At 40.1% G+C, this 23698-nt stretch carries 20 protein-coding genes, 27 tRNA genes and 1 riboswitch; of the genes, 44 read left to right on the plus strand and 3 right to left on the minus strand.

All coding sequences use genetic code 11. The annotated features are described in order from the left end of the window. Positions 1-77: 77 nt before the first annotated feature. From PT281_RS02875 to PT281_RS03050, 36 genes are all read left to right on the plus strand, one after another. Positions 78-150 (plus strand) — tRNA-Val (locus PT281_RS02875). 4 nt (positions 151-154) lie between these two features. Continuing rightward, positions 155-227, plus strand: a tRNA-Lys gene (locus tag PT281_RS02880). 12 nt (positions 228-239) lie between these two features. Continuing rightward, a tRNA-Leu gene (locus tag PT281_RS02885) sits at positions 240-321 on the plus strand. A 32-nt stretch (positions 322-353) separates the two neighbouring features. Further along, positions 354-426 (plus strand) — tRNA-Thr (locus tag PT281_RS02890). A 12-nt stretch (positions 427-438) separates the two neighbouring features. Further along, positions 439-510: transfer RNA gene (locus PT281_RS02895), tRNA-Gly, on the plus strand. Between the two features lie 9 nt (positions 511-519). Beyond that, positions 520-605: transfer RNA gene (locus tag PT281_RS02900), tRNA-Leu, on the plus strand. Positions 606-614: 9 nt separating this feature from the next. After that, positions 615-688: transfer RNA gene (locus tag PT281_RS02905), tRNA-Arg, on the plus strand. Between the two features lie 6 nt (positions 689-694). Beyond that, positions 695-768, plus strand: a tRNA-Pro gene (locus PT281_RS02910). Between the two features lie 41 nt (positions 769-809). Beyond that, positions 810-883, plus strand: a tRNA-Met gene (locus PT281_RS02915). Positions 884-894: 11 nt separating this feature from the next. Beyond that, positions 895-968, plus strand: a tRNA-Ile gene (locus PT281_RS02920). Positions 969-1002: 34 nt separating this feature from the next. Then, positions 1003-1076 (plus strand) — tRNA-Met (locus PT281_RS02925). Between the two features lie 2 nt (positions 1077-1078). Then, a tRNA-Asp gene (locus PT281_RS02930) sits at positions 1079-1152 on the plus strand. 6 nt (positions 1153-1158) lie between these two features. Then, positions 1159-1231, plus strand: a tRNA-Phe gene (locus PT281_RS02935). 21 nt (positions 1232-1252) lie between these two features. Beyond that, positions 1253-1323, plus strand: a tRNA-Gly gene (locus tag PT281_RS02940). A gap of 5 nt (positions 1324-1328) precedes the next feature. Further along, positions 1329-1402, plus strand: a tRNA-Ile gene (locus tag PT281_RS02945). A 2-nt stretch (positions 1403-1404) separates the two neighbouring features. Then, positions 1405-1494: transfer RNA gene (locus tag PT281_RS02950), tRNA-Ser, on the plus strand. Positions 1495-2186: 692 nt separating this feature from the next. Then, positions 2187-2258: transfer RNA gene (locus PT281_RS02955), tRNA-Glu, on the plus strand. A 39-nt stretch (positions 2259-2297) separates the two neighbouring features. Beyond that, a tRNA-Ser gene (locus PT281_RS02960) sits at positions 2298-2384 on the plus strand. 10 nt (positions 2385-2394) lie between these two features. Beyond that, a tRNA-Met gene (locus PT281_RS02965) sits at positions 2395-2468 on the plus strand. Positions 2469-2470: 2 nt separating this feature from the next. Further along, positions 2471-2544: transfer RNA gene (locus tag PT281_RS02970), tRNA-Asp, on the plus strand. A 6-nt stretch (positions 2545-2550) separates the two neighbouring features. After that, positions 2551-2623 (plus strand) — tRNA-Phe (locus PT281_RS02975). A gap of 7 nt (positions 2624-2630) precedes the next feature. Then, positions 2631-2712 (plus strand) — tRNA-Tyr (locus PT281_RS02980). A 4-nt stretch (positions 2713-2716) separates the two neighbouring features. Further along, positions 2717-2787: transfer RNA gene (locus PT281_RS02985), tRNA-Trp, on the plus strand. Positions 2788-2799: 12 nt separating this feature from the next. Next, a tRNA-His gene (locus PT281_RS02990) sits at positions 2800-2872 on the plus strand. A gap of 7 nt (positions 2873-2879) precedes the next feature. Further along, positions 2880-2951 (plus strand) — tRNA-Gln (locus PT281_RS02995). A gap of 21 nt (positions 2952-2972) precedes the next feature. Next, positions 2973-3043, plus strand: a tRNA-Cys gene (locus PT281_RS03000). A 43-nt stretch (positions 3044-3086) separates the two neighbouring features. Further along, positions 3087-3171 (plus strand) — tRNA-Leu (locus tag PT281_RS03005). Between the two features lie 117 nt (positions 3172-3288). After that, positions 3289-4452, plus strand: coding sequence for a glycosyltransferase family 4 protein (locus PT281_RS03010; RefSeq protein WP_277151895.1), 1164 nt, complete (start codon positions 3289-3291; stop codon positions 4450-4452). Between the two features lies 1 nt (position 4453). Then, on the plus strand, positions 4454-5497 hold the full coding sequence (locus PT281_RS03015) for a glycosyltransferase family 4 protein (protein ID WP_277151897.1): 1044 nt from the start codon (positions 4454-4456) through the stop codon (positions 5495-5497). Further along, on the plus strand, positions 5497-6519 hold the full coding sequence (locus PT281_RS03020) for a lysylphosphatidylglycerol synthase transmembrane domain-containing protein (protein WP_277151899.1): 1023 nt from the start codon (positions 5497-5499) through the stop codon (positions 6517-6519). The genes PT281_RS03015 and PT281_RS03020 overlap by 1 nt, the downstream gene beginning before the upstream one ends. A gap of 73 nt (positions 6520-6592) precedes the next feature. Next, positions 6593-8653: an LTA synthase family protein gene (locus tag PT281_RS03025; RefSeq protein WP_277151901.1), complete on the plus strand. Its 2061-nt coding sequence runs from the start codon at positions 6593-6595 to the stop codon at positions 8651-8653. Between the two features lie 69 nt (positions 8654-8722). After that, entirely contained in the window at positions 8723-8956 is a 234-nt protein-coding gene (gene secG / locus PT281_RS03030) for a preprotein translocase subunit SecG (RefSeq protein WP_038521563.1), read from the plus strand. 73 nt (positions 8957-9029) lie between these two features. After that, entirely contained in the window at positions 9030-11366 is a 2337-nt protein-coding gene (rnr, locus tag PT281_RS03035; protein ID WP_277151903.1) for a ribonuclease R, read from the plus strand. A 12-nt stretch (positions 11367-11378) separates the two neighbouring features. Continuing rightward, positions 11379-11834 (plus strand): SsrA-binding protein SmpB, encoded by a 456-nt coding sequence (gene smpB, locus PT281_RS03040; RefSeq protein WP_277151905.1) that lies wholly within the window; start codon positions 11379-11381, stop codon positions 11832-11834. Between the two features lie 340 nt (positions 11835-12174). Beyond that, a complete protein-coding gene (locus tag PT281_RS03045; protein ID WP_277151907.1) occupies positions 12175-12831 on the plus strand; it encodes a nitroreductase in 657 nt (218 codons plus the stop codon). Between the two features lie 78 nt (positions 12832-12909). Then, positions 12910-14256, plus strand: a complete 1347-nt coding sequence (locus PT281_RS03050; RefSeq protein ID WP_277151909.1) for a hemolysin family protein — start codon at positions 12910-12912, stop codon at positions 14254-14256. Between the two features lie 53 nt (positions 14257-14309). Here PT281_RS03050 and hpt read toward each other — a convergent pair whose 3' ends face one another. Then, positions 14310-14879, minus strand: coding sequence for a hypoxanthine phosphoribosyltransferase (gene hpt, locus PT281_RS03055; protein ID WP_277151911.1), 570 nt, complete (start codon positions 14877-14879; stop codon positions 14310-14312). A 241-nt stretch (positions 14880-15120) separates the two neighbouring features. On the opposite strand from hpt, the gene PT281_RS03060 reads away from it, so the two are divergent. The 4 genes from PT281_RS03060 (at position 15121) to PT281_RS03075 (ending at position 18896) form a co-directional block, all read left to right on the plus strand. Further along, the gene (locus tag PT281_RS03060) at positions 15121-16203 is read left to right on the plus strand and encodes a M42 family peptidase (protein WP_277151913.1); all 1083 of its coding nucleotides are present in this window, start codon (positions 15121-15123) and stop codon (positions 16201-16203) included. 102 nt (positions 16204-16305) lie between these two features. Further along, positions 16306-17532, plus strand: a complete 1227-nt coding sequence (locus PT281_RS03065) for an MFS transporter (protein ID WP_277151915.1) — start codon at positions 16306-16308, stop codon at positions 17530-17532. Positions 17533-17591: 59 nt separating this feature from the next. After that, a riboswitch (TPP riboswitch) is annotated at positions 17592-17680 on the plus strand. A 45-nt stretch (positions 17681-17725) separates the two neighbouring features. Then, positions 17726-18304 carry an ECF transporter S component gene (locus PT281_RS03070; protein WP_277151916.1) on the plus strand — a complete coding sequence of 193 codons (579 nt, stop codon included), beginning with the start codon at positions 17726-17728 and terminating at the stop codon, positions 18302-18304. A gap of 13 nt (positions 18305-18317) precedes the next feature. Next, a complete protein-coding gene (locus tag PT281_RS03075) occupies positions 18318-18896 on the plus strand; it encodes an ECF transporter S component (RefSeq protein WP_277151918.1) in 579 nt (192 codons plus the stop codon). A 43-nt stretch (positions 18897-18939) separates the two neighbouring features. Here the strand turns inward: PT281_RS03075 and udk are convergent, their stop codons facing one another. Continuing rightward, complete coding sequence (gene udk / locus PT281_RS03080) at positions 18940-19584, minus strand: uridine kinase (protein ID WP_277151920.1); 645 nt, start codon at positions 19582-19584, stop codon at positions 18940-18942. A 199-nt stretch (positions 19585-19783) separates the two neighbouring features. Here udk and scrK point away from each other — a divergent pair, with 199 nt between their 5' ends. Both scrK and PT281_RS03090 read left to right on the plus strand, forming a co-directional pair. Beyond that, entirely contained in the window at positions 19784-20656 is an 873-nt protein-coding gene (gene scrK, locus PT281_RS03085; protein ID WP_277151922.1) for a fructokinase ScrK, read from the plus strand. 93 nt (positions 20657-20749) lie between these two features. After that, a complete protein-coding gene (locus PT281_RS03090) occupies positions 20750-21136 on the plus strand; it encodes a PTS lactose/cellobiose transporter subunit IIA (protein ID WP_277151924.1) in 387 nt (128 codons plus the stop codon). Positions 21137-21195: 59 nt separating this feature from the next. Here PT281_RS03090 and PT281_RS03095 read toward each other — a convergent pair whose 3' ends face one another. Further along, complete coding sequence (locus PT281_RS03095) at positions 21196-22644, minus strand: 6-phospho-beta-glucosidase (protein WP_277151926.1); 1449 nt, start codon at positions 22642-22644, stop codon at positions 21196-21198. A 194-nt stretch (positions 22645-22838) separates the two neighbouring features. Here PT281_RS03095 and PT281_RS03100 point away from each other — a divergent pair, with 194 nt between their 5' ends. After that, positions 22839-23174: a PTS sugar transporter subunit IIB gene (locus PT281_RS03100; RefSeq protein ID WP_277151928.1), complete on the plus strand. Its 336-nt coding sequence runs from the start codon at positions 22839-22841 to the stop codon at positions 23172-23174. A 13-nt stretch (positions 23175-23187) separates the two neighbouring features. Beyond that, on the plus strand, positions 23188-23682 hold the full coding sequence (locus PT281_RS03105) for a PTS cellobiose transporter subunit IIA (RefSeq protein ID WP_277151930.1): 495 nt from the start codon (positions 23188-23190) through the stop codon (positions 23680-23682). Positions 23683-23698: the final 16 nt, after the last annotated feature.

The raw sequence follows: 23698 nt of genomic DNA on the forward strand, positions 1-23698 counted from the left end.
ACACAGTAGTTAAGCTTCTTCACGCCGAGAGTAGTTGGTGGGAGACTGCCTGCGAGGGTAGGACGCTGCCGTGCTTTGGAGGATTAGCTCAGCTGGGAGAGCATCTGCCTTACAAGCAGGAGGTCACAGGTTCGAGCCCTGTATCCTCCATACCGAGTCGTTAGCTCAGTCGGTAGAGCATCTGACTTTTAATCAGAGGGTCGACGGTTCAAGCCCGTCACGACTCATGGCCCCATTTTGCGGGTGTGGCGGAATTGGCAGACGCGCTAGATTTAGGTTCTAGTGTTTCAGGACGTGTGGGTTCAAGTCCCACCACCCGTATTTGCCAATATTATGTACCATATTTACATTTTGCCGATTTAGCTCAGTTGGTAGAGCATCTGTCTTGTAAACAGGGGGTCGTACGTTCAAATCGTATAATCGGCATTTATATATTACGCGGAAGTAGTTCAGTGGTAGAACATCACCTTGCCATGGTGGGGGTCGCGGGTTCGAATCCCGTCTTCCGCTTCATTACTTGCCGGGGTGGCGGAATTGGCAGACGCACGGGACTTAAAATCCCGCGGTTGGTTTCAACCGTACCGGTTCGACTCCGGTCCTCGGCATATAATGACGCGCCCTTAGCGCAACTGGATAGAGTGTCTGACTACGAATCAGAAGGTTGAAGGTTCAAATCCTTCAGGGCGCATTATCTCGGGAAGTGGCTCAGTTTGGTAGAGCACCTGGTTTGGGACCAGGGGGTCGCAGGTTCGAATCCTGTCTTCCCGATTGTAATCTTATATTTTATTGGTTACTTTTATTAATTTTTTGGCGGTGTAGCTCAGCTGGCTAGAGCGTCCGGTTCATACCCGGGAGGTCGAGGGTTCGATCCCCCCCGCCGCTATACTAGAGCTTGGACCTTTAGCTCAGTTGGTTAGAGCAGACGGCTCATAACCGTCCTGTCGTAGGTTCGAGTCCTACAAGGTCCATAAACTGGATTTTGTACTTTTATTTTTAAAACATCGCGGGATGGAGCAGTTAGGTAGCTCGTCGGGCTCATAACCCGAAGGTCGGTGGTTCAAATCCATCTCCCGCAATTGGTCCATTGGAGCAGTGGTTTATCTCGTCTCCCTGTCACGGAGAAGATCATCAGTTCAAATCTGATATGGACCGTAAGATGGCTCGGTAGCTCAGTTGGTAGAGCAAAGGATTGAAGCTCCTTGTGTCGGCGGTTCGATTCCGTCCCGCGCCATTATTGTTATATTAATTTGTTGCGGGTATGGTTTAGTGGTAAAACGAAAGCCTTCCAAGCTTTAGTCGCGAGTCCGATTCTCGTTACCCGCTTTAATGGGCCTATAGCTCAGCTGGTTAGAGCGCACGCCTGATAAGCGTGAGGTCGATGGTTCAAGTCCATTTAGGCCCATTGGAGACTTACTCAAGTGGCTGAAGAGGCGCCCCTGCTAAGGGTGTAGATCGGGTTATTCCGGTGCGAGAGTTCGAATCCCTCAGTCTCCGTAGTATAAAGGAATCTTGTTAGTTCAAGGTTCCTTTTTTTGTCTTCAAATTTTAAAATCTCATATTTTTTGTTAGCTTTAATGAGTAATTAGCTGATAACTTATAAATTGCTTTGTCAAATTAGCAATAAAGCGATACTTGCTAGTAGTTAAGAAACTAATATCTATAAGAGAAGAATAGGGGGCGTACTTGGCTTAAAAGGGTAACAATGGGATTAGTAGTAGCAATGTGCCTACTAAAAATAAAATAATTTGGAACAAGTAGCAGGTAAAGCAAAACTTTTAAGTATGAATTATAGATAATAATTAATAACTTTCTGTTTAACTCGGCGACAGGAGATGACTTATTACTAAAATTAATCATCAATAGAAGTTAAAGTTATGGATGAGACAATTTCATTGATGCTAATAAGCAAGAAAATTAACAGCAAATTAGCTATTAATACTAGGAAATTGGCTAAAAAGTGACACAAAAAAGCATTGATAAATTAGGCTTAATGCGCTTTCTAAATAAAAAACGAAATATTTTTGAATAAAAGTCTTGCAAGATGACGTCTAATCCTGTATTATTAATAACGTTGTGATTGAGGTATCGCCTGATAGCTCTGAATTACAAAAATAAAATAGTTGACTTTTTAATTAATATTAGGTATTATAATTAAGCGTCTTATGTATTAAGAAGAAAACGAATATGACCCGTTGGTCAAGTGGTTAAGACATCGCCCTTTCACGGCGGTAACATGGGTTCAAATCCCGTACGGGTCATTACCAACAATATTGGTATATATATTATTTTTACATTATGGAGGATTACCCAAGTGGCTTAAGGGGACGGTTTTGAAAACCGTTAGACGGGTTTCTCGTGCGTGGGTTCAAATCCCACATCCTCCTTTTAAAACATCGCGGGATGGAGCAGTTAGGTAGCTCGTCGGGCTCATAACCCGAAGGTCGGTGGTTCAAATCCATCTCCCGCAATTGGTCCATTGGAGCAGTGGTTTATCTCGTCTCCCTGTCACGGAGAAGATCATCAGTTCAAATCTGATATGGACCGTAAGATGGCTCGGTAGCTCAGTTGGTAGAGCAAAGGATTGAAGCTCCTTGTGTCGGCGGTTCGATTCCGTCCCGCGCCATCAGCCTGGAGGAATAGCGAAGTGGCTAAACGCGGCGGTCTGTAAAACCGCTCTCTCTGAGTTCGGCGGTTCGAATCCACCTTCCTCCATAATAGGGATATCGTATAAAGGTAGTACATCGGTCTCCAAAACCGCTAGTGTGGGTTCAATTCCTACTATCCCTGTTTACCTTCATGGCGGAATTGGTGAAGGGGTTAACACACCGGTTTGTGGATCCGGCATACATGGGTTCGAATCCCATATTCCGCCCTAGTATTGGGATATAGCCAAGCGGTAAGGCACTAGACTTTGACTCTATTATGCGCTGGTTCGAATCCAGCTATCCCAATCTATTATTAAAATAGCTGATGGCGGTGTAGCCAAGTGGTAAGGCAGAGGTCTGCAAAACCTTAATCGTCGGTTCAAATCCGATCCCCGCCTTATGGTTCATTGCTAGAACTATTGGTTAATAATTAAATATCATGGCGGTGTGGCGGAATTGGCAGACGCGTCAGACTCAAAATCTGGTGTCCTTTTCGGACGTATCGGTTCGACCCCGATCACCGCTATAATTTAAAGCAGCTCCTATCTAGGAGCTGCTTTTATTTTACAATTAATAATTTTGCTTATAAAAATTGCACAAGTAATGCGGAATCTTTATAATACCAGTAGATGGAGGTAGTCAGATGAATATTGGTATTTTTACCGATACATATTTCCCACAGATTAGTGGTGTTGCAACATCAATCAAAACACTCAAGGATGCTCTTGAGGCTCAGGGACACAATGTATTTATTTTTACGACAACTGATCCGCATGTTAAAAAGGGGACAGTTGAAGCTAACGTTTTTCGGTTTAGTAGTATTCCTTTTATTTCATTTACTGATCGGCGGATTGCTTTTCGTGGCTTTTTTGAAGCTACTAAGGTGGCTCGTGAAGTTAAACTGGATGTTGTTCACACGCAAACAGAATTTGCGTTGGGAATGATCGGTAAATATGTTGCACATCAGCTTAAAATACCGGCAATTCACACTTACCATACAATGTATGAGGACTATTTACATTACGTTTTAAACGGTCATTTGCTTAGACCATATCACGTTAAGCAATTTACCAATGTCTTTCTCAAAAATATGGATGGTGTGATTGCTCCTAGCGAGCGCGTAGAAGCGTTATTGCATCGCTATGGTGTAACTATACCGATGAGAGTCATTCCGACCGGCGTAGCCGTTAATGAGATGAATCAGAAGCCGACTCGTGATATTCGTCAGGAATTAGGCATCGCTACTGATAGTCCGGTATTATTAACATTAAGTCGGATTGCTGGTGAGAAAAAAATTGACCGTATTTTAAATGTTATGCCAGAAATCATTGATGAATTCCCTAAGCTTCGGCTGGTAATTGCTGGTGATGGTCCCGATGTTTCTGTTTTGAAGCAGCAAGTTGAGCGGCTGACACTTGAAGATTACGTGATTTTCGCGGGAAATGTGCCGCATGAGGATGTTGGTTCATATTACCAAATGGCGAACCTGTTTGTTTCAGCCAGTGATACGGAAACTCAGGGTCTGACATATATTGAAGCTTTAGCGGCTGGTACGAAGTCTGTTGTCTATGACACGGATTATACGGAACATGTCTTTGATGATCCTGATCTAGGGCAGGTTTTTACAAGCCAAAGTGAAATGCTAAAGGAAATTTTGTCTTATTTACAAAAGGGCAATTTTCAAATTCCACAGGCTAAATTGACCGATAAACTTAAGCAGATTTCGGCAGAACATTTTGGTAATTGTGTTTGTCAGTTTTACCAAGATGTAATTGCTAATTATCAAGAAAAGCGCAAAGAGGATTAAAATGATTAGAATAAATATGTTCTCACAAGCTGCATCAGTTGAGGGACAGGGTGTTGGCTCCGCCTATAATGAGTTAATGAGCTTATTAAGAACTCATTTAGTTGACGAATTTTATGTGACAAATAATAAATATGGTGCAAGTGACTTAACGCATTACCATACGATTAATCCGACTTATTTCGCTAACAGTTTTTCACCTAGCCGTGGTCGTAAAATTGGTTATGTCCATTTTTTGCCGGAAACGCTCGAAGGTTCAATCAAACTGCCGGGGGTCGCTAAAAACGTCTTTTATCGCTACGTCATCGACTTTTACAAACGCATGGATCAGATTGTTGTTGTTAATCCGATTTTTATTGATAAATTGGTTAAGTATGGCATTAAACGTGAGCGAGTTAAGTACATTCCTAATTTTGTTTCTAAGACTGAATTTTATCCTGAAACTCAAGAACAGGAGGACGCCTTTCGCCATGAATTAGGTATTCCCCGAGATAAGTTTGTGGTTTTTGGTGATGGACAAGTTCAGGAACGTAAAGGCGTCGATGATTTTGCCAAAATGGCACTGGCGAATCCTGATATTCAGTTTATTTGGGCTGGTGGCTTTTCTTTCGGTAAAATTACTGATGGTTACGAGCATTTTAAGGAGCTAGTTGACGATCCACCACAAAACCTTAAGTTTACCGGAATTATTGACCGGGCAAAATTGGTCGACTATCTGAATATCGCTGACTTGTTTGTTTTACCGTCCTATGATGAGTTATTCCCCATGTCGGTACTAGAAGCCTTTAGCTGTGGTACACCGGTGCTATTGCGTGATTTGGACCTCTATCAGGCAATTATTGATGGCTATTACATGAGTGGTCATGATTTTGCCGAGATGAATGCTCAATTGCAGCGTGCGGCTAGCGATCAGTCTGTGCTTAATAAGTATAGTAAGTTATCAAATTTAGCTAGCCAAAAGTATTCTGAAGATCATTTAGCTCAAATTTGGAATGAATTTTATCATGAACAATACGACTTGGGTAAAAAGTTGGGACAGATTCGCTAATGAATAAAAAACACTTATGGGGGATCCTAATTGTTTTACTTATCAGCGGCGGTGTTTTATTTGTCGATTTAAAGGAGACACCCGTTGCTCAGCTTTGGGCAGCCGCCCAGAATATTAACCTTTTGGGGCTAGTTGCAGTATTTGGCTTAATGCTTCTGTCATACGTTTTTGAAGCCAGTATTTTGGCAGTTTTGGCAAAACGCAAAAACGAGCCGAAACGCTCGAGCTGGTCATTTTTACGGATACCGATAATTCAAGCCTTGTTTAATGCAATTACCCCGATGTCTACTGGCGGTCAGCCATCACAATTAGCGGCAATGGTGCAGATGGGAATCGAAGGCGGTCGGGCGACCTCATTATTATTGATGAAGTTTATCATTTACCAAATCGTGGTTTTTATTGCCTATGTTGTCACGATTATTAGTGGCTTTCACATGGTAGCAACTAAATTTGGCGGATTAGCATTTTTTATTGCCATTGGCTTTTTAATTCATGTCAGTTCTATTGTGTTGCTGCTAGGGGTTTTATTTGCTTATCAGTGGACCAAAAAGACGGCTAATTGGATCTTGAATTTGCTTGCCAAAGTGATTAATCCCAAAAGAGTGGCTATTTGGCGCCAAAATACGATGGCGAAGATTGATACCTTTTATCGTGAAAGCCAGGAATTAAAAAAAGAAAAAAAGAAGCTACTGTTAAGCGCGCTATTCACTGTTTTGCAGTTAATATGCTTTTACTCAATTCCTTACATGGTGCTGGTGACACTCAATGTCCCAGCTGATTGGGTTAGCGTGACACAAATGAATATCATGATTATCATGTTTATGGCAATTATTCCGATTCCTGGTGCGTCTGGTGGGGCTGAATACAGTTTTCAAACGCTGTTTTCAACTTTTATCTCGTCAAATGGCACTCTGATTTTAGGGATGTTCCTATGGCGCTTTGTGACGTACTTCTTTGGAATGATACTGGGTATCTTTGGCTGGATTTTTAAACCGCGGAAGATACCGAGTTCTCCCAAATAATTAATTTTTGCTAAAATCACTTTGTTTAATCAGGCTTTAGCGTAGTATATTAGCATGGTGAGAGGAGAATAGAATGACACGGATCAAGTCTTTTTTGCAATGGCTGACAGAAACCAAGCTAGGCTTTTTCATTACTGTTTTAGTTGCCTTTTGGCTGAAAACATACGCAATTTACTTAACGAAATTTAACTTGGGTGCAGCTGGCGCAATGCAGAACTTTTTGCTCCTGCTTAATCCGCTGCCAGCGGGATTATTATTATTAGGAATCGGGCTCTTTTTTAAGGGACGCAAATCGTATTGGATTATTATTGCGATTGATCTTGTATTAAGTCTGTGGCTGTTTGCCAACATCTTGTACTATCGTGAGTTTTCTAACTTTTTGTCCTTATCAATTATTAAGACTTCAGGTTCAACCGCGGATAATTTAGGTAAAAGTATCGTGGGGATAACCCATGCAACCGACTTTTTAGCCTTACTTGATGTTGCAGTCATTATTGGGCTATTGTGCGGTAAAGTCATTAAGTATGATTTGCGACCGCTTAAACTCAAGTTCAACGTGTTAGTTGAGGTTTTGGCTGTCATGATGATTGGTCTAAATCTGAAAATGGCGCAAAAGGATCGGTCGGGACTATTAACAAGGACGTTTGACAATAACTACATTGTTAAGTATCTGGGAATGAACGAGTATGCTGTTTATGACGGCTTTAAAACTGCCCAAACAAGCGCGCAGATGGCTAAGGCCAATGTTTCCGATCTTGGCTCTGTTCAAAAATATCTGAAGGCTAACTATGTGAAGCCTAATCCGCAATATACTGGTGTAGCTAAGGGCAAAAATGTTCTGGTAATCCATCTTGAGAGCTTCCAACAATTTTTAATTGGTTATAAGTGGAAGGGCAAGGCAGTTACGCCCAACCTGAACAAGCTGTATCATGCTAAAGATACATTGAGTTTTGCGAACTTTTATAACCAAGTTGGTCAGGGAAAGACATCAGACGCGGAAATGATGTTGGAAAATTCACTCTATGGTTTGCAGTCAGGGTCGGCAATGTCGAGTTACGGCACGTCGAACACCTTTGAAAGCGCGCCGGCAATTTTAAACCAACGAGGTGGTTATACGACAGCTGTAATGCATGGCGGCGCGGGTTCGTTTTGGAATCGGAATAATGCCTACAAGCAGTTTGGCTACCAGTATTTTATGCCGCTGTCGTATTATCAGAATAAACCGAAGTATTATATCGGTTACGGGTTAAAGGATAAGATCTTCTTTAACCAGTCGATTAAGTACATTGAGCGTCTGCCGCAGCCGTTTTATTTAAAGATGATTACGGTGACTAACCACTATCCTTATGAGATTGACAAGAAGAACCAGTCGATTGATAAAACGGATACGGGGGATGAAACTGTTGATGGTTATGTGCAGACCGCGCATTATTTGGATCAGGCAATCGGGGAATTGATGCATTGGCTGAAGAAAACCGGGCTTGATAAAAAGACGTTGATTGTAATGTACGGTGACCACTACGGTATTTCTGGGAACCACCATAAGGCTAGTGCTCAATTATTAAAGCAGGATGAGTTCACTGACTTTGACAATTTGAAGTTTCAGCGGGTGCCGTTGATGTTCCATATGAAGGGACTCAAGGGCGGTATTGACAAGACTTATGGCGGCGAGATTGATGTTTTGCCAACCTTGCTTAACTTATTGGGGATTAATGACAGAGGCACGATTCAGTTTGGTCATGACTTGCTTAGTTCACAGGCACCGCAGATTGTGGCGCAGCGTAACGGCGACTTCATCACGCCGCAATATGCTAAAGTTGGCGGGACTTATTATGATACTAAGACGGGCATGAAAATTGTGGATCCTGATAAAAAATTGAAGTTACATTTGATGGCAATTTCAAACCGGGTAACCACACAGTTATCCTTGTCCGATCGGGTAATTGATGGTAATTTGCTGCGCTTTTACAAGCCTAAGTGGTTTAAAAAGGTCAAAGCAAATGATTATGACTATAATAAGGACAAGGCACTGAAGAAGCTGTTTAGTCCTAACAAAACTTCTTTGTGGTACCAAAATCATAAGAAGACGACGCAGAAACAATTTAAGACGGATGCGCCGGAACTTGAAAAATAAATACTCGAAAAAAGCCGTCTTTTATGATAAACTTTGTAAGTAATCGATCTGTATATTGGAGGCAGCGCATTGTACAATTTATTTATGACGCTACTAATTATTGTTTCAATTTTAATTGTTATTGCAACAATGATGCAGCCGCAAAAGCAACAGGATGCATTGAATGCCCTATCAGGCGGCGCAGTTTTTAGTGGCCAAACGAAGAAACGTGGTTTTGAAGCATTTATGGAAAAAGTTACAGCAGTTTTGTTGGTTCTCTTTTTCGCTTTTGCTATTGTGTTAGCTTATTTGTCTTCAAAGTAAGTTTTAGTTCCTCCCGATCAAATGTTGGGGAGGACTTTTTTTATATTTTTTAATAAGGAACGGAGATTAGTGCATGGCACAAAACGAAAAAATTTTAGCTAATGTTTTAGAAATCTTTCGCCATAATCCCAAAAAACAATACCAAGTAGAGCAAATTGACAGGATGCTGCGGCGGGACCGCCTCGGCAGTTTTTCTGATATTGTCAAGGCACTCTCCTTTTTGGAACAAGAAAAGAAAATTATTACTGATGGTAATGGTCATTACCAGTTAGCCGAAGAAAATACCATTGTTGAAGGGTCATTTCGGGCTAATGACAAGGGCTTTGGCTTTGTCAAGCTTGAAGATGAAGAAGCAGATGATATTTTTATTGCTAGTGATTATACCGCGTATGCTGTTGACGGCGACAAGGTGCGCGTTAAGATTACTGCTGGTGGTAATCCTTGGAATGGCAAGGGTCCAGAAGGTCAAGTTCAGGAAATTATTGAACGCAGCCTTGACACGTTAGTTGGTGAATTTCACCCAATAACTGACGCACAAGTTAAGGCTAGCCACTTTTTAGGGTATGTTTTGAGTACCAATAAGAAGCTACATAAGTATCGCGTTTATGTTGGTGAAGATGGCTTGCACCCGCAAATGGGCGATATGGTTAAGGTATCAATTGCCAATTATCCAAGTGAAGACAATCCAGACTCAATGGCTGGTGTCGTAATTGAGATTATTGGTAACAAGAACGATCCTGGCGTTGACATTATGTCAATTGTTTCTGCGCACGATGTTCGCACAGAGTGGCCTCAAGATGCAATGGACCAGGCTAATGCCATTCCTGATCATATTGAGCCAGAGGAATGGAATAACCGCGAGGATATTACCGATCAGCCAGCTGTCACGATTGATGGTGATGATTCCAAGGACTTCGATGATGCGGTAGTTTTATGGAAATTACCTAATGGCAATTATCATTTGGGTGTTCATATTGCCGATGTATCTCATTACATTAAAGAAAAAACACCGTTAGATGAGGAAGCTTTTGCGCGTGGCAATAGTACTTACTTGGTTGACCGCGTAATTCCAATGCTGCCATTCCGGTTGTCAAATGGGATTTGTTCACTTAATGAGGGGCAAGACCGGCTGGTTTTATCTTGTGAAATGGAATTTACCCCAGAAGGTGAGCGGGTAAATTATCGAATTCATTCGTCAGTGATGCGATCACATGGACGTTTAACTTATAACAAGGTTAATCAGGCACTTGATCCTGATAATTCTGATGAATTAGAAGAAAAGTATGTTAAATTGCGGCCAATGCTGCAAGACATGGCGGAATTACATAACGCTTTATATCAGAAGCGTCACCAACGCGGTGCGATTGACTTTGAAGAACCAGAAGCTAAAATTATTGTTGATGAGCAAGGCAAGCCAACTGATATTGTTTTGCACAATCGGGGCACTGCTGAAAAGATGATTGAATCATTCATGCTGGTGGCTAACGAAACAGTAGCTGAAGACTTCTTCAAAAAGCATGTGCCATTTTTGTACCGGGTTCATGAAACTCCTGATGGTGAACGGATTAAGAACTTCTTTGAATTTTGTAGTGCCTTTGGGTTAGATATTAAGGCTGACCCAAATCACATCAAGCCAATTGACTTGCAAAAGGTAGTTGCTAAGACAATGGGAACACCTGAGGAAGCCGTTGTTCAAATGATGATGCTGCGCAGTTTAAAGCAAGCACATTATTCAGAAGAAGCATTAGGTCACTTTGGTTTAGCTGCCAAGTTCTATACCCACTTTACTTCGCCAATCAGACGGTATTCTGACTTGATGGTGCACCGCATGATTCATGCTTACAGTGATCAAGGGACGGGTAAGGAAGTCCAGCAGCATTTTGCTAGTTACTTGCCTGATGTTGCTGAGCAAACTTCAACTCAAGAGCGAGTTTCAATTGACACCGAGCGAGAAGTTAATGACTTGAAGATGACCGAATTTATGGCCGATCAAGTTGGTCAGCATTTTGATGCGGTGGTTTCTTCGGTAACAAGTTTTGGAATGTTTATCCAATTACCAAATACGGTTGAAGGCTTGATTCACATTTCGAATTTGAATGATGATTTTTATAGCTTTAATGAGAAGAGTTTAACCTTGACGGGTCGCGGCACGCATAAGCAATACCGTGTCGGCATGCCAATCAAGGTCACGTTAATTAATGCTAATATTGAGCAGCACCAGTTAGACTTTGAAGTTTATGATCCAAATGCGCCAAAGCACCCACATCATAATCGCGGCAATAACAATCGGCGTCATGGCAGTCGCGGATTCCATAACGATCACGGCCATCGCGGCGGTCATAACGGCAGCAGTCGCAATGGTTTCCGTAAGAACGGCAACCATCCGCATTTTAGTAAGTACAAGCATTAGGACCAAAAGCCGATGAAAGAAAAGAATGAAAATTTAATCGCGCAGAATAAAAAAGCGCATCATGATTATTTCATCAAGGAAACATACGAAGCTGGAATTGCACTGACGGGAACAGAAATTAAGTCCGTGCGCGCGCGGCGGATTAGTTTGCGTGACGGCTACGTGCAGGTAATTAATGGTTCTGCTTTTTTAGAAAATGTGCATATTAGCGAGTATAAGCAGGGTAATCGTTATAATCATGAGCCCTTGCGTAGTCGCCGGTTACTCTTGCATAAAAAGGAACTGACACGATTAGCTAAAGAGCAGGCTGAGCGCGGCGTGACAATTGTTCCGCTTAAAGTATATTTGAAACACGGCTTTGCCAAGATTTTAATTGGTGTTGGTCAGGGTAAAAAGCAGTATGATAAGCGCGAAACTATTAAAAAACGCGATCAAGAACGCGAGCTTCGCCGTCAGTATAAAGCTTAAAAAGCAGTTTGATTGGTTATTACTAATCAAACTGCTTTTTGTATATAACAAAGTTATATTAATAGGCAGTTTGAAGACATTAATCAGATTTTGAGCAAGTCCGATAATTATTCAATTACCAAAAATTTTATTTTGTGACTGTTATTTTTTGGCATAATCATGTATCATTTATTAATATTGTCATTGTATATATTGCTCATAAGTTAGACAATAAGATTGTTAAATTGTTTTAGTTGGATATTGGATTAAGCAATGTTCTAGCGGTGGTATAATAGAGTTAAGCTGTTTGGCTAGAGAAAATAATATTTAATAAACTAAAATGTTAGGATTTGAATTTTAAATGGAATTTAAGGACGTATATAATCATGAACGTGTAACGCGTAAGTTTTCTAACCGAAAGGTTAACGAGAAGCTGCTTGCAAAAATCATTAAAAAAGCTCAACTATCACCGTCATTACTTAATTCACAACCTTGGCGGATATATATGGTAACCGGTGACGCACTGAGTAATTTGAAAAAGGAAGTCATGCAAAAGATCAAGGAAGGCGTTGACCCGCATGAAGATTTTGCCACGATTTTATCGCTTAACTGGGATGCTTACCCAAGTCAAAGTTTGGCAACCGTGGGGGCATCGCAGCCGTATTTTTACAATAATAAGATAGAATTGTTTACACACTCTAATAATACAATGTTTAACGCGCAGGATGTGGCATTCATGACAATTCCGCGGACTTCGCCTGCATGGTCAGTGTTTGATTTGGGTGTTTTTGCTCAAAGTATCATGTTATTGGCACTTAATGAAGGAGTGGCGGTGATGCCAGCGCACTCAATGGTTGCTTATCCAGAATTGGTACGTAAGTATGCAGAGATTCCGGCAAATGAGCTTGTAGGCATGGCCATTGGTTTAGGCTACAAAGATAATGCAGCTGAAGTTAATGATCCTAAATATTATCCGGCAAGGCTGCCATTTGAAAAGATTTATAAATTGGTCAAGTAAGATTACTTTTGATGATTAAAAGTGCGCTATTGATGCTAAAATAAAGGATAGAATTTTTTGACAAAAAGGTGACAAATTTTGAGTATAGCCCAAATAATTACTTACTTAATAGCGACGTTGGTAATTTTTGTCTTTGCGGCGTTTTTTGTCGCTGCAGAGTTTGCATTAGTCCAAACTCGATCAAGTCAGCTGGAAGATATGCTGACAAATAATACCGGCAACCGTCGCAAAGTAAAGCGTGCGTTGCACATGGTTCACAACTTAAATGAATATTTATCAACCACGCAGGTGGGGACAACGCTTGTGGGGGTTGTCTTAGGTTGGTTTTCTGCTGATACATTCGCAACTTTGTTTGCAGACTTGTTAAATTTAGCGCATCTAAATCCTTCACTTGTCCGGTCAATAAGTGCTCTTTTGGGTGTTATCTTACTAACATATTTAGAGGTCGTCATTACGGAAATCGTCCCTAAAAATATCGCGATTGATATGCCGGTTAAAATGCTGCTGAAATTAGCGACACCGCTGCAGGCTTTTCACACCTTGGTTTATCCGTTTGTATGGCTGCTTAATACTAGTTCCAATGGCTTATTAAAGGTTTTAGGTTTTAAACCCGCCGATGAAGAGAATCAGGTTTATTCACAATCAGAAATTATCAAATTATCGCGTAAAGCAGTGCATGGCGGCTCTCTTGATAAAAACGATTTAACATACATGAAACGTGCCTTTGAACTAAACGATAAGGTTGCTAAGGATATTATGACTGACCGGACACGGTTAATTGTGATTGATTCAACTGATACTATTGCTCAGGCGTTAGAAATGTATCTTGAAGAAGGTGCAAGCAGGTTGCCAGTAGTGCGTGACAATAATAAAGACGACATTGTTGGTTATATTTATGCCTTTGATGTGGTGCAGCAAAGCCGTATTGATGCTCATGTGCCAGTAACACGGATTATTCGCACCATGATTACAGTGCCAGAATCAATGCCAATTCAGGATGTTTTGCATTTAATGATTAAGAAGCATACGCCGATTGTCTTGGTTGTTGATGAATATGGTGGTACCAGCGGTATTGTAACCGATAAAGACATTTATGAAGAATTATTCGGTACAGTTAAGGATGAGATTGATGACGTTTCCGATGATTACATCATTAAGGATGCGGAAGGCAATATTCATGTTTCCGGAAAAACTACCTTGTATGATTTTGAGCGTTATTTCAGAACGGATTTAAAGAGTTTTCAAAATAGTGATATTATCACCATTGGTGGTTATATGATGGAACATTATCCAGACTTAAAAAAGGATGAATCAGTTGAGTTTGAAGGATTTTCGTTCACGCTGGATAATATTGAGCAAGGCTTTATGCGTTGGTTTATCGTTAAACGCTTGGCTAAAAAGCCTGCTGTGCATAAAGAAGAATAAAGTTAAACCAATAAAAAAGCGTTACTTTGATTAAGTAACGCTTTTTTATAAAGTTATTTGTTATCGACTAGCTTGATTACTTCAGGCTTTAAAACGCCAATATATTTGATATTACGAAAAGCATTCATGAAGTCCAGACCATAACCAACGACAAATTCATTGCCAACCTTGGAGCCGTAATATTCAATTTCGACATCAGCAGCACGGTTAGCTTCCTTGTTAAGAAGCACGCAGCACTTAACACTCCTAGCACCGCGTTCCTTAAGCATGTCTTTCATGTATTTTAAGGTAAGACCAGTGTCAACAATATCTTCAACGATTAAGACATCGCGATCCTTAACATCAGTAGTTAGGTCAGTAATCAAATCAACCTTGCCTGAAGAAACAAAACCATCGCCATAACTGGAAACGTCCATAAAGTCGATTTCTTCTTCAACGTTCATTTCACGGACCAAATCAGTTAAAAAGAAAATCGCACCTTTGAGTGCCCCAACAATCAGTGGCTTCTTGCCGGCATAATCTTCAGTCAATTGTTTGCCTAGGCGGACACACATTTGGTGAATATCGTCTTCAGTAAATAATTTATGGTCAATAATTCTATTAATATTGTCGTTTTTTGGCATTTATCTACCCTTCACTTCAACTAATTCAAGATTCCTAATAGACTCGATTATATCATTCTTTTGCATAAAAAGTAGCTAGATTTACACTTTTTACGGGGGTTTGCGCGGATTTAATTGCTAATATTTTACTTAAATTAAAAAATCGCTTTTTTATCTGAAAAATAACTTAAATATTTTAATTTTACGTGACTATTTTTGCTACAATATAAGTAAATATTTTTTGTATGAAAGGTTAAGCAAAATGGAAAAAGAACAAGAAATAAAAATGTTAAAAGCTTTTTCGGATGCAAATTCAACTTCAGGATTTGAAGGCGAGTTTGTCAAATTGTTTACCGAAACAGTTAAGGATTTTGCCAATATTAAGGTTGACGGCATGTTAAATGCTTATGCTTCTAAGAAGGAAAATAAGGCAGGTCGCCCCGTTATTCAGCTTGACGCCCACTCAGACTCAGTCGGATTTATCACCCAGGCAGTTAGACCTAACGGCATGATTAAGTTTGTCCCATTAGGCGGCTGGGTTAAGTACAATATTCCAGCATTGCGAGTTCGAATTAAAAATCGTGATGGTGAATATATCCCCGGTGTTGTAGCTACTAAGCCACCGCACTTTATGACGGAAGCTGAACGCAATAATGTGCCTGATGTTGCTGATATGTCAATTGATGTTGGTTCAAGTTCGCGTGAAGAAACATTGAACGATTATAAGATTGATACTGGTTGTCCAATCTTTGTTGACGTTAAGTGTGAATATAACGAAAAGTCGGGCTTGTTCTTTGGCAAGGACTTTGATGACCGCTTTGGTGCCGCAGCCATGGCTGATGTTTTGGAAACATTAGACGGTGAAGAAACGCCATTTAACGTTGTTGCTGCACTGTCAAGCCAAGAAGAAGTAGGCTTGCGCGGAGCTTATGTTACAGCTCGCACTGTTAAGCCAGACCTAGGTATTGTGCTGGAATCTTGTCCAGCTGATGATACCTTCACTCCTGATTGGCTTTCGCAAACTGCCTTAAAGCACGGACCAATGATGCGTGACATGGATACGTCATTCTTGCCTAATCCTAAGTTCCAGCAATACGCTTGTGATGTTGCTGATAAGAATCATATTCCTTATACACGTTCGGTTAGAACTGGCGGCGGCCAAGATGGTGCCGCAATTTATTATGAAAATGGGGCACCAACAATTGTAATTGGTATTCCAGTTCGTTACGAGCACTCACCATATTGCTTTAGTGCTTACCAAGATTTTAAGGCAGCCGTTGAAATGACAGTGGCAATTATTCGTGATTTAACTACTGAAAAATTAGCTAGTTTCAGCCAATTTTAAGTAAATTTAATATTTTGGTTGCAAAAAATTATTAAACGAGTAAAATAATGTTCCAAAGAAATAATTAGGCGACAGAGAGCGCTTGTTTCGGAGGAATTAAATATGGATACAACTAATGAGCACAGTCATGCACTAACTACAGATCAGAAGTGGACCATCGCGTCGACTTCATCGGGATTTATGTTAGAGAACATGGATGTGCTTTTTCTATCGTTTGCGATGAGTTCGATGATTGCTGACCTGCACCTGTCTGGTGGTGCGGCAGGGCTAATTTCATCGATTACTAATTTGGGAATGTTATTTGGCGGAATTGCGTTTGGCATGTTGGGCGATAAGATCGGCCGCGTCAAAACTTTCAGCCATACCGTGATTATTTTTGCGGTGGCGACAGCCTGTATGGCCTTTGCCAATAACATTTATTTGATTTATGCACTCCGTTTCTTGGCCGGAATTGGTGCCGGCGGTGAATATGGTGTTGGGATTGCATTAATTGCCGAAGCTTTTCCGAAAAAAGAAATTGGTAAAATGACCTCAATTGCGGCAGTTGGCGGTCAGGTGGGAGCAATCTTCGCGGCGCTAATCGCGGCGTGGATTATTCCAACTGCTGGCTGGCATATGTTATTTTTAGTTGGTATTGTGCCGGTAGTCTTAACAGTTTTTATTAGAAAACACCTGCATGAAAGTAAGCAATTTTTAACGGCTAAGGCCGAAGAAAAAGGTTCACTATTAACCAATGTTGCCGGCAAGATGTTCGCGACACCGCGGCTTGCTTGGCAGAGTATCGGCTTGATGATTATGATGACGGTGCAAATTGCGGGTTACTTTGGTTTAATGAACTGGCTGCCAACAATTGTACAGAAACAATTAAATTTGAATGTTGCCAATTCAAGTTTATGGATGATTGCAACGATTATGGGAATGAGCATTGGAATGATGACCTTCGGCACAATTTTCGATCATTTTGGTCCACGGCGGGCCTTTGGTATCTTCTTAATTGGCTCGGCAATTATGGTTTATACTTTAAGCTTGGCTACTAACATGATAACCTTGCTTATCATTGGGGCAATTGTCGGCTTCTTCTCTAATGGGATGTTCGGTGGTTATGGTGCGGTAATTAGCCGGCTGTACCCAACGGAGATTCGCTCGAGTGCGAATAATATTATTGTTAATATTGGTCGTGCGATTGGCGGGTTTTCATCAGTTGTGATTGGTATCTTGATGGATCACTACAACTTAACGGTTGTTATGGGTTTCTTATCAAGTTTATACATTATCAGCTTGATAATTATGATTAGCCTGCCTGGATTGAAAAAGCTGGCAAATAATTAGTGAAGTAAAAGAATGGTTTTATAATAATTATCATTGTGGTATACTACCTATAAATAGATTTTAGTCACTAGGGGTGCGCTTAGCTGAGAATTACCCTTGGAACCTGAACAGGACAATGCCTGCGTTAGGGAAGTGTTTGAATAAGCATTTAACTGTACTCCTTCTGACTTAATAGTTAGTTAGGAGTATTTTTATGTTCACAAGATCATCAAAATGGAATGTTAAGTCGGTAATTTTGGTCGCGTTGATTGGAATTATTATGGGGGTAATTTATACCTACGGCTTTAATTGGGCTTACAACATTATTAAAATGGCACTGGTTCCTACAGGCTTTGCCCCAGTAACCGATACGGTCTTTTCGGGTTTATGGCTAATGGCAGCACCGTTAGCAATGTATTTTGTACCAACGGCTGGTTCTGGGACAATTGGCGAAGTGCTAGCTTCGATCGTAGAAATGGCAATTGGCGGTCAATGGGGTCCGATTACTGTTATTTCAGGACTTATTCAAGGTGCAACCAACGAAATTGGCTTTTTCCCAAAGAAGTCACGCTATCAAGCATTTTCTTGGAAGAGTGTTATGATTGGTGCCTTCTTTGCAGGACTAGGGATTTTTATTCCATCATATATTCTTTACGGTTGGGGCAAATTTAACATGACGGTTCAGATTGTAATGTTCATTACCAACATGATTTCGGCACTTGTCTTCGACGGTGTACTGGTTAAATTAATCGCTAACCTGTTTGATCGCACGCTAAAGCCGAAAGTGGCATAGATTGAGGTAAATCATGTTTACAAGATCATCAAAATGGAATGTTAAGTCGGTAATTTTGGTTGCTTTAATTGGTATTCTCATGGGTATTTTTTATACCTATGGCACTAATGACCTGTATAACTTAGTCAAAATGTTATTGCTGCCGACGGGATATGCCCCAGCAACTGACGCCTTTTTTGCCGGTTTGTGGTTAATGGCAGCACCTCTTGCAATGTATTTTGTCCCAACAAAAGGTTCAGGATTAGTAGGAGAGCTGCTTGCTTCAATCGTGGAGATGGCTTGCGGCGGTCAATGGGGCATTACCACTGTAGTCTCGGGACTAATGCAAGGATTGACCAATGAAATTGGCTTTTTCCCGAAAAAGTCCCGTTACCAGAAATTTTCATGGCGAAGTGTTTTAACAGGTTCATTTTTTGCTAGTTTTGGCTTTTTTATTCCGTGTTATCTGATGTATGGCTGGTATAAATTTGCGATTAAGGTGCAAATTGTGATGTTCTTTGTCAGCATCCTTTCGTCAGTTTTATTTGATGGTGTTCTGGTTAAGTTAATTACTAACCTGTTTGATCGCGCATTAAAGCCGAAAGTGGAATAATTTTGAGTAAACAAAAAGGTCGAGGATAATTACCTCGGCCTTTTTAGTTAGCAGCTTCTTTTCTTAAGATTGCATGAACCTTAGTGGTTAGCATGTCGATGGCAACATTATTTTCGCCACCCTCGGGAACAATAATGTCAGCGTAACGCTTAGTTGGTTCAATAAATTGGTGGTACATTGGTTTAACGGTACCCAAGTACTGGTCGATTACGGAGTCAATTGAACGTCCGCGTTCATCAATATCCCGCTCAAGCCGTCTAATGAAGCGAATGTCATCATCGGTATCAACGTAAACTTTGATGTCCATTAAGTCTCGAATTTCTTCATTTGCTAAAACCAAAATTCCTTCAAGAATAATAATATCAGCGGGCTCAATGTGAATAGTTTCAGTGCTTCTGGTATGTTCCTTAAAGTCGTAGACGGGCATTTCAATTGGCTTGTAGTTAAGCAAGTCATTGATTTGGGCTTTAAGCAGCGGAATATCAAAGGCATCAGGATGGTCATAATTGATGTTCATCCGTTCGCTCATTGGAATACCGGTATTATCCTTGTAGTATGAATCTTGCGTCATAATTAGGACGTGTTCATTTTCTTGCATTTGGTCAACAATTTTATGGGCAATCGTTGTTTTACCACTACCCGAACCGCCGGTAATCCCAATTACGACGGGTTTTTCAAGTTTAGACATTCAGACTCTCCTTTTTATCAAATAATATTTTACTGTAGTTTTTGCTGTAATACCACTAAAACAAGCGATATTTTAAGATTTTGGTTAATAATTTTGGTATTAAAAGATAAAATCTGTGCTTGAAAGGGCTTTATAAAATGGGTAACATGAATTAATAGGCAATATAAGTTCACTGTTTGGTAAATGAAGGAGATAAAGTATGTTATTAGGTTCAATTGAAGCTGGCGGGACTAAGTTTGTTTGTGCAGTGGGTAATGAAAATTACCAAGTCAAAGATACGATAACTTTTCCGACAACAACACCGCACGAAACCTTGCAAAAGGCTGCCGCTTATTTTAAACAATTTCCAATAACAGCGATTAGTATCGCTTCCTTTGGTCCAATTGAAATTCGCCAGACAGCAGCTAATTACGGCTATATAACTACAACTCCTAAGAAGGGCTGGCAGAATACGGACTTTGTCGGCTTTATTAAAAAACAAGTTAATGTGCCCATCTTTTTTACAACGGATGTTAATGGCTCCGCATATGGCGAATATGTCATGTCATTATTATCCAATGAAGATATTGATTCTCTGGTGTATTATACAATTGGCACTGGTGTTGGTGGTGGCGCGATTATTGATGGTAAGCTGGTTGGCTCATTAGGGCATCCTGAGATGGGACATGTTTTACTTAAGCGTCATCCAGGGGACTTAAATTTTACGGGTGTATGTCCATATCATCAGGATTGCCTTGAGGGGCTTGTTTCTGGACCGACTTTTGAAGCCCGCTTAGGTAAAGCCGGCAAGGATGTACCATTGACTGATCCTGTCTGGGACATAATGAGCTATTATGTGGCACAAGCTATTTTACAAGTAACTTTAATTTTAAGACCAGATAAGGTTGTTTTTGGCGGCGGCGTGACTAGTGAAGCATTTTTACAAAAAGTACGTCGCGATTTTGCCAAAATGCTAAACGGCTATGTTGAAGTGCCAGACTTAGCTAAGTATATTGTGATGCCAGCAATTGCCGATAATGGGTCAGCGACTGTTGGTAATTTTGCTTTGGCTAAGCGACTTTTAAAAGCTTAGTACTAAATTGCTGATAAAAAGTTTACTTATTATATGAAAGCGCTATAATTAAATATATAATTTACTGTTTATTACATTTAGGAGATTGATAATATGACTGAAGAAAAAAATACAGCTAAAGAAGAAACTCCAGAAGATTCAGAACAAGCAACGTTAATGGCAGCAATGGGCTTAATTGCTAATGGTGGCAATGCTAAGAGTTTAGCATTTGAAGCAATTCGCGCTGCTAAAAAGGGTGATATTGATACTGCTAGAGCTAAGCTAAAGGAAGCTGACGATTCCTTGCTTCAGGCTCATAATTCGCAAACAGATATGTTAACTAAAGAGGCACAGGGTGAGCATACTCAGGTTACTTTGCTAGTTGTTCACTCCCAAGATCATTTGATGAATGCCATTACTTTTAGGGATTTGGCAGGCGAAATGGTAGATTTGTACGAAAAATTATACCAGGCTAACGCATTAGAAAAAGATAGTGAATAATCTTAAATAAAAAAGGTTTCTACATTAATTGTAGAAACCTTTTTGTATGTCTTAAATTATTAATCTAAGTCTTGACCATTTGACTTAATAACTTTTTGATACCAATAGAACGAATCCTTGCGTGACCGCTTCAGAGTTCCCTCGCCGGCATCGTTTTTGTCAACATAGATAAAGCCATAACGTTTGTCCATTTGACCAGTTCCAGCAGATACCAAGTCAATTGGCCCCCAAGGCAGGTAACCCATTAAGTCAACACCATCAAGGGCAACTGCCTTTTCCATTTCTGAAATATGTTTGCGTAAGTAATCAACACGGTAATCATCATGAATTGAACCATCTGCTTCAACCTTATCATAGGCTCCAAGACCATTTTCTACAATAAACAATGGCAAATGATAGCGGTCAGTCAAGTGATTGAGAGCAATCCGTAAACCTTCTGGGTCAATTTCCCAGCCCCAGTCGCTGCGTTCAAGTGTTGGGTTAACGTCAACAGCTTGTGCCAAATTACTTAATTCATCAGGCTTAACCTTCTTAGCAGAGACTGTTGTTGTCTGGTAATAACTAAAACCGATATAGTCAACAGTGCCTTCTTTTAGAACGACACGGTCTTCATCTGTAATATCAGGACGATAGCCATGACGCTCAATGTAGGCTTCAACTTCTTTAGGATATTCACCAAAGGCATGAACATCTGAGAACCAGTTGCGACGTTGTTCAAATTTATCAGCTAGTAAAACATCGTCAGAAGATGGTGTTAATGGTCTAACTGGTGAGTAATTAATCATGCAGCCAATTTGGAAGCTAGGGTTGATTTTGTGACCAACATTGACTGCCAAAGCTGAAGCAACTAATTCATAATGAGCTGCTTGGAACATGGCAGCTTCTTTTTCTTGATCCGTCATTCCTTTTTTGAATAGAATGCCCGAATTAGTAGCCATTGAGAAGTCATTGCCGAAGTCAGATTGGTTATCAATTTCGTTAAAAGTCATCCAATACTTAACTTTATTTTGGTAACGTTTGAAGCAGACCGTGGCAAAGTGCAAGAAGAAATCAATTACTTTTCGATTAGTGAAGCCATTATACTTCTTGGCTAAATGAAATGGCATTTCAAAGTGGGACAAAGTAACGACAGGTTCAACGCCGTATTTATGGCAAGTGTCAAATAATTTATCATAAAATTCTAGTCCGGCTTCGTTTGGTTCTGACTCATCACCGTTAGGAAAGATTCGTGTCCAAGCAATTGAGGTTCTGAAGGCTTTAAAGCCCATTTCAGCCATTAATTTAATGTCTTCATCGTAATGGTGGTAAAAGTCAATTGCACTATGGTTGGGATAATTTTTACCAGGGATAATGCCATCGGTTATTTCTCTGGGCTTAGTAGCAGAACCAACAGTCATGACATCAGCCATCGATACACCTTTATTGTCTTCGTCCCAAGCACCTTCTAATTGATGAGCGGCAACGGCACCACCCCATAAAAAGTCATCTGGCATTTTTGCTGAATACATAAAAAACCTCACTTATTAAAATCTATTAGTATTGATAACGTTTACAACAAGCATTTTATAACAATATATTTTTATCGCAAGTTAAATATCAAAGATGAATAAAAAATTAAGATTTATTTGCGCTTTTTATGGAAGCGCTTTATAATGTATTGCATAGAACAAAATCTATAGGATACATTTTAGGAGGATATATTATGGCAGAACAAACAATTATGCTGAATTGTGCGGCAGGAATGAGTACATCATTGTTGGTGACTAAGATGCAGGAAGCTGCAAAAAAGCAGAACATTGATGTGAAAATTTTTGCGTGTCCAGCTTCAGAAGCACCACAACATTTGGATCAAGAAGGCATTGATTGTGTACTGTTAGGGCCACAAGTTCGCTATATGGAAGATGATATGAAGGATAAGGCTAAAGGTAAGGGCAAAGATGGTGCTGATATTCCTGTTGCCGTAATTGATATGCAAGCGTATGGCATGATGAATGGCGAAAAGGTCCTTAAACAAGCTGAGGATTTAATTAACGGTTAGGGGTATTAAGTAGATGGTAGATGAAAAGGATGAAATAGCTCGTAAAAAATATGAAGATAATCTGAAATATCTTTATTTTAGTCGTTATCTAATGTTAAGGTATTCGGTCTCGGCATACTTATTTACAAACATATTTTGGTTGATATTTTCATTACCATATAAAAGAATAACTGGAATTATTGCTGCTGCGATAATGACAATTTTTTCAGCGGCAGCAGCTATTGAGCAGCTAAGTAAAATGCACAATCGCGACTTAGATGTACCAATAACTCGAATTTATTTTTGGATTCAAATTGTCGTAAATATTTTGTTGATTATTTTGTTACAGTTTCCAATAGGAACGTATTTTTTCCCATTTGTTTCAGATCAAAGCAGTAAAGTATTGATTTTAACGATTTTATTGGTTGGAATTGTTCTTGCTGGTTGTTGTGAGGTACGAATTAAAAATATTATTAATGGAAAAGATCGCTATACCAAAGTAATTGCAACGTTTAAAAAGAGTCACTAAAGCTAGATAAAGGCTT

The sequence above is a fragment of the Lactobacillus sp. ESL0701 genome (genome assembly GCF_029433445.1).
Taxonomy (GTDB): domain Bacteria; phylum Bacillota; class Bacilli; order Lactobacillales; family Lactobacillaceae; genus Lactobacillus.

Bases quoted from the DNA above. Each gene is read 5' to 3' on its own strand.
- PT281_RS03045 (WP_277151907.1), top strand. From the start codon at position 12,175: ATGGAATTTAAGGACGTATATAATCATGAACGTGTAACGCGTAAGTTT.
- smpB (WP_277151905.1), top strand. From the start codon at position 11,379: ATGAAAGAAAAGAATGAAAATTTAATCGCGCAGAATAAAAAAGCGCAT.
- PT281_RS03075 (WP_277151918.1), top strand. From the start codon at position 18,318: ATGTTTACAAGATCATCAAAATGGAATGTTAAGTCGGTAATTTTGGTT.
- PT281_RS03020 (WP_277151899.1), top strand. From the start codon at position 5,497: ATGAATAAAAAACACTTATGGGGGATCCTAATTGTTTTACTTATCAGC.
- PT281_RS03060 (WP_277151913.1), top strand. From the start codon at position 15,121: ATGGAAAAAGAACAAGAAATAAAAATGTTAAAAGCTTTTTCGGATGCA.
- PT281_RS03090 (WP_277151924.1), top strand. From the start codon at position 20,750: ATGACTGAAGAAAAAAATACAGCTAAAGAAGAAACTCCAGAAGATTCA.
- scrK (WP_277151922.1), top strand. From the start codon at position 19,784: ATGTTATTAGGTTCAATTGAAGCTGGCGGGACTAAGTTTGTTTGTGCA.
- PT281_RS03105 (WP_277151930.1), top strand. From the start codon at position 23,188: ATGGTAGATGAAAAGGATGAAATAGCTCGTAAAAAATATGAAGATAAT.
- hpt (WP_277151911.1), bottom strand. From the start codon at position 14,879: ATGCCAAAAAACGACAATATTAATAGAATTATTGACCATAAATTATTT.
- PT281_RS03010 (WP_277151895.1), top strand. From the start codon at position 3,289: ATGAATATTGGTATTTTTACCGATACATATTTCCCACAGATTAGTGGT.
- PT281_RS03065 (WP_277151915.1), top strand. From the start codon at position 16,306: ATGGATACAACTAATGAGCACAGTCATGCACTAACTACAGATCAGAAG.
- rnr (WP_277151903.1), top strand. From the start codon at position 9,030: ATGGCACAAAACGAAAAAATTTTAGCTAATGTTTTAGAAATCTTTCGC.
- PT281_RS03015 (WP_277151897.1), top strand. From the start codon at position 4,454: ATGATTAGAATAAATATGTTCTCACAAGCTGCATCAGTTGAGGGACAG.
- PT281_RS03070 (WP_277151916.1), top strand. From the start codon at position 17,726: ATGTTCACAAGATCATCAAAATGGAATGTTAAGTCGGTAATTTTGGTC.
- PT281_RS03025 (WP_277151901.1), top strand. From the start codon at position 6,593: ATGACACGGATCAAGTCTTTTTTGCAATGGCTGACAGAAACCAAGCTA.
- udk (WP_277151920.1), bottom strand. From the start codon at position 19,584: ATGTCTAAACTTGAAAAACCCGTCGTAATTGGGATTACCGGCGGTTCG.
- PT281_RS03095 (WP_277151926.1), bottom strand. From the start codon at position 22,644: ATGTATTCAGCAAAAATGCCAGATGACTTTTTATGGGGTGGTGCCGTT.
- PT281_RS03100 (WP_277151928.1), top strand. From the start codon at position 22,839: ATGGCAGAACAAACAATTATGCTGAATTGTGCGGCAGGAATGAGTACA.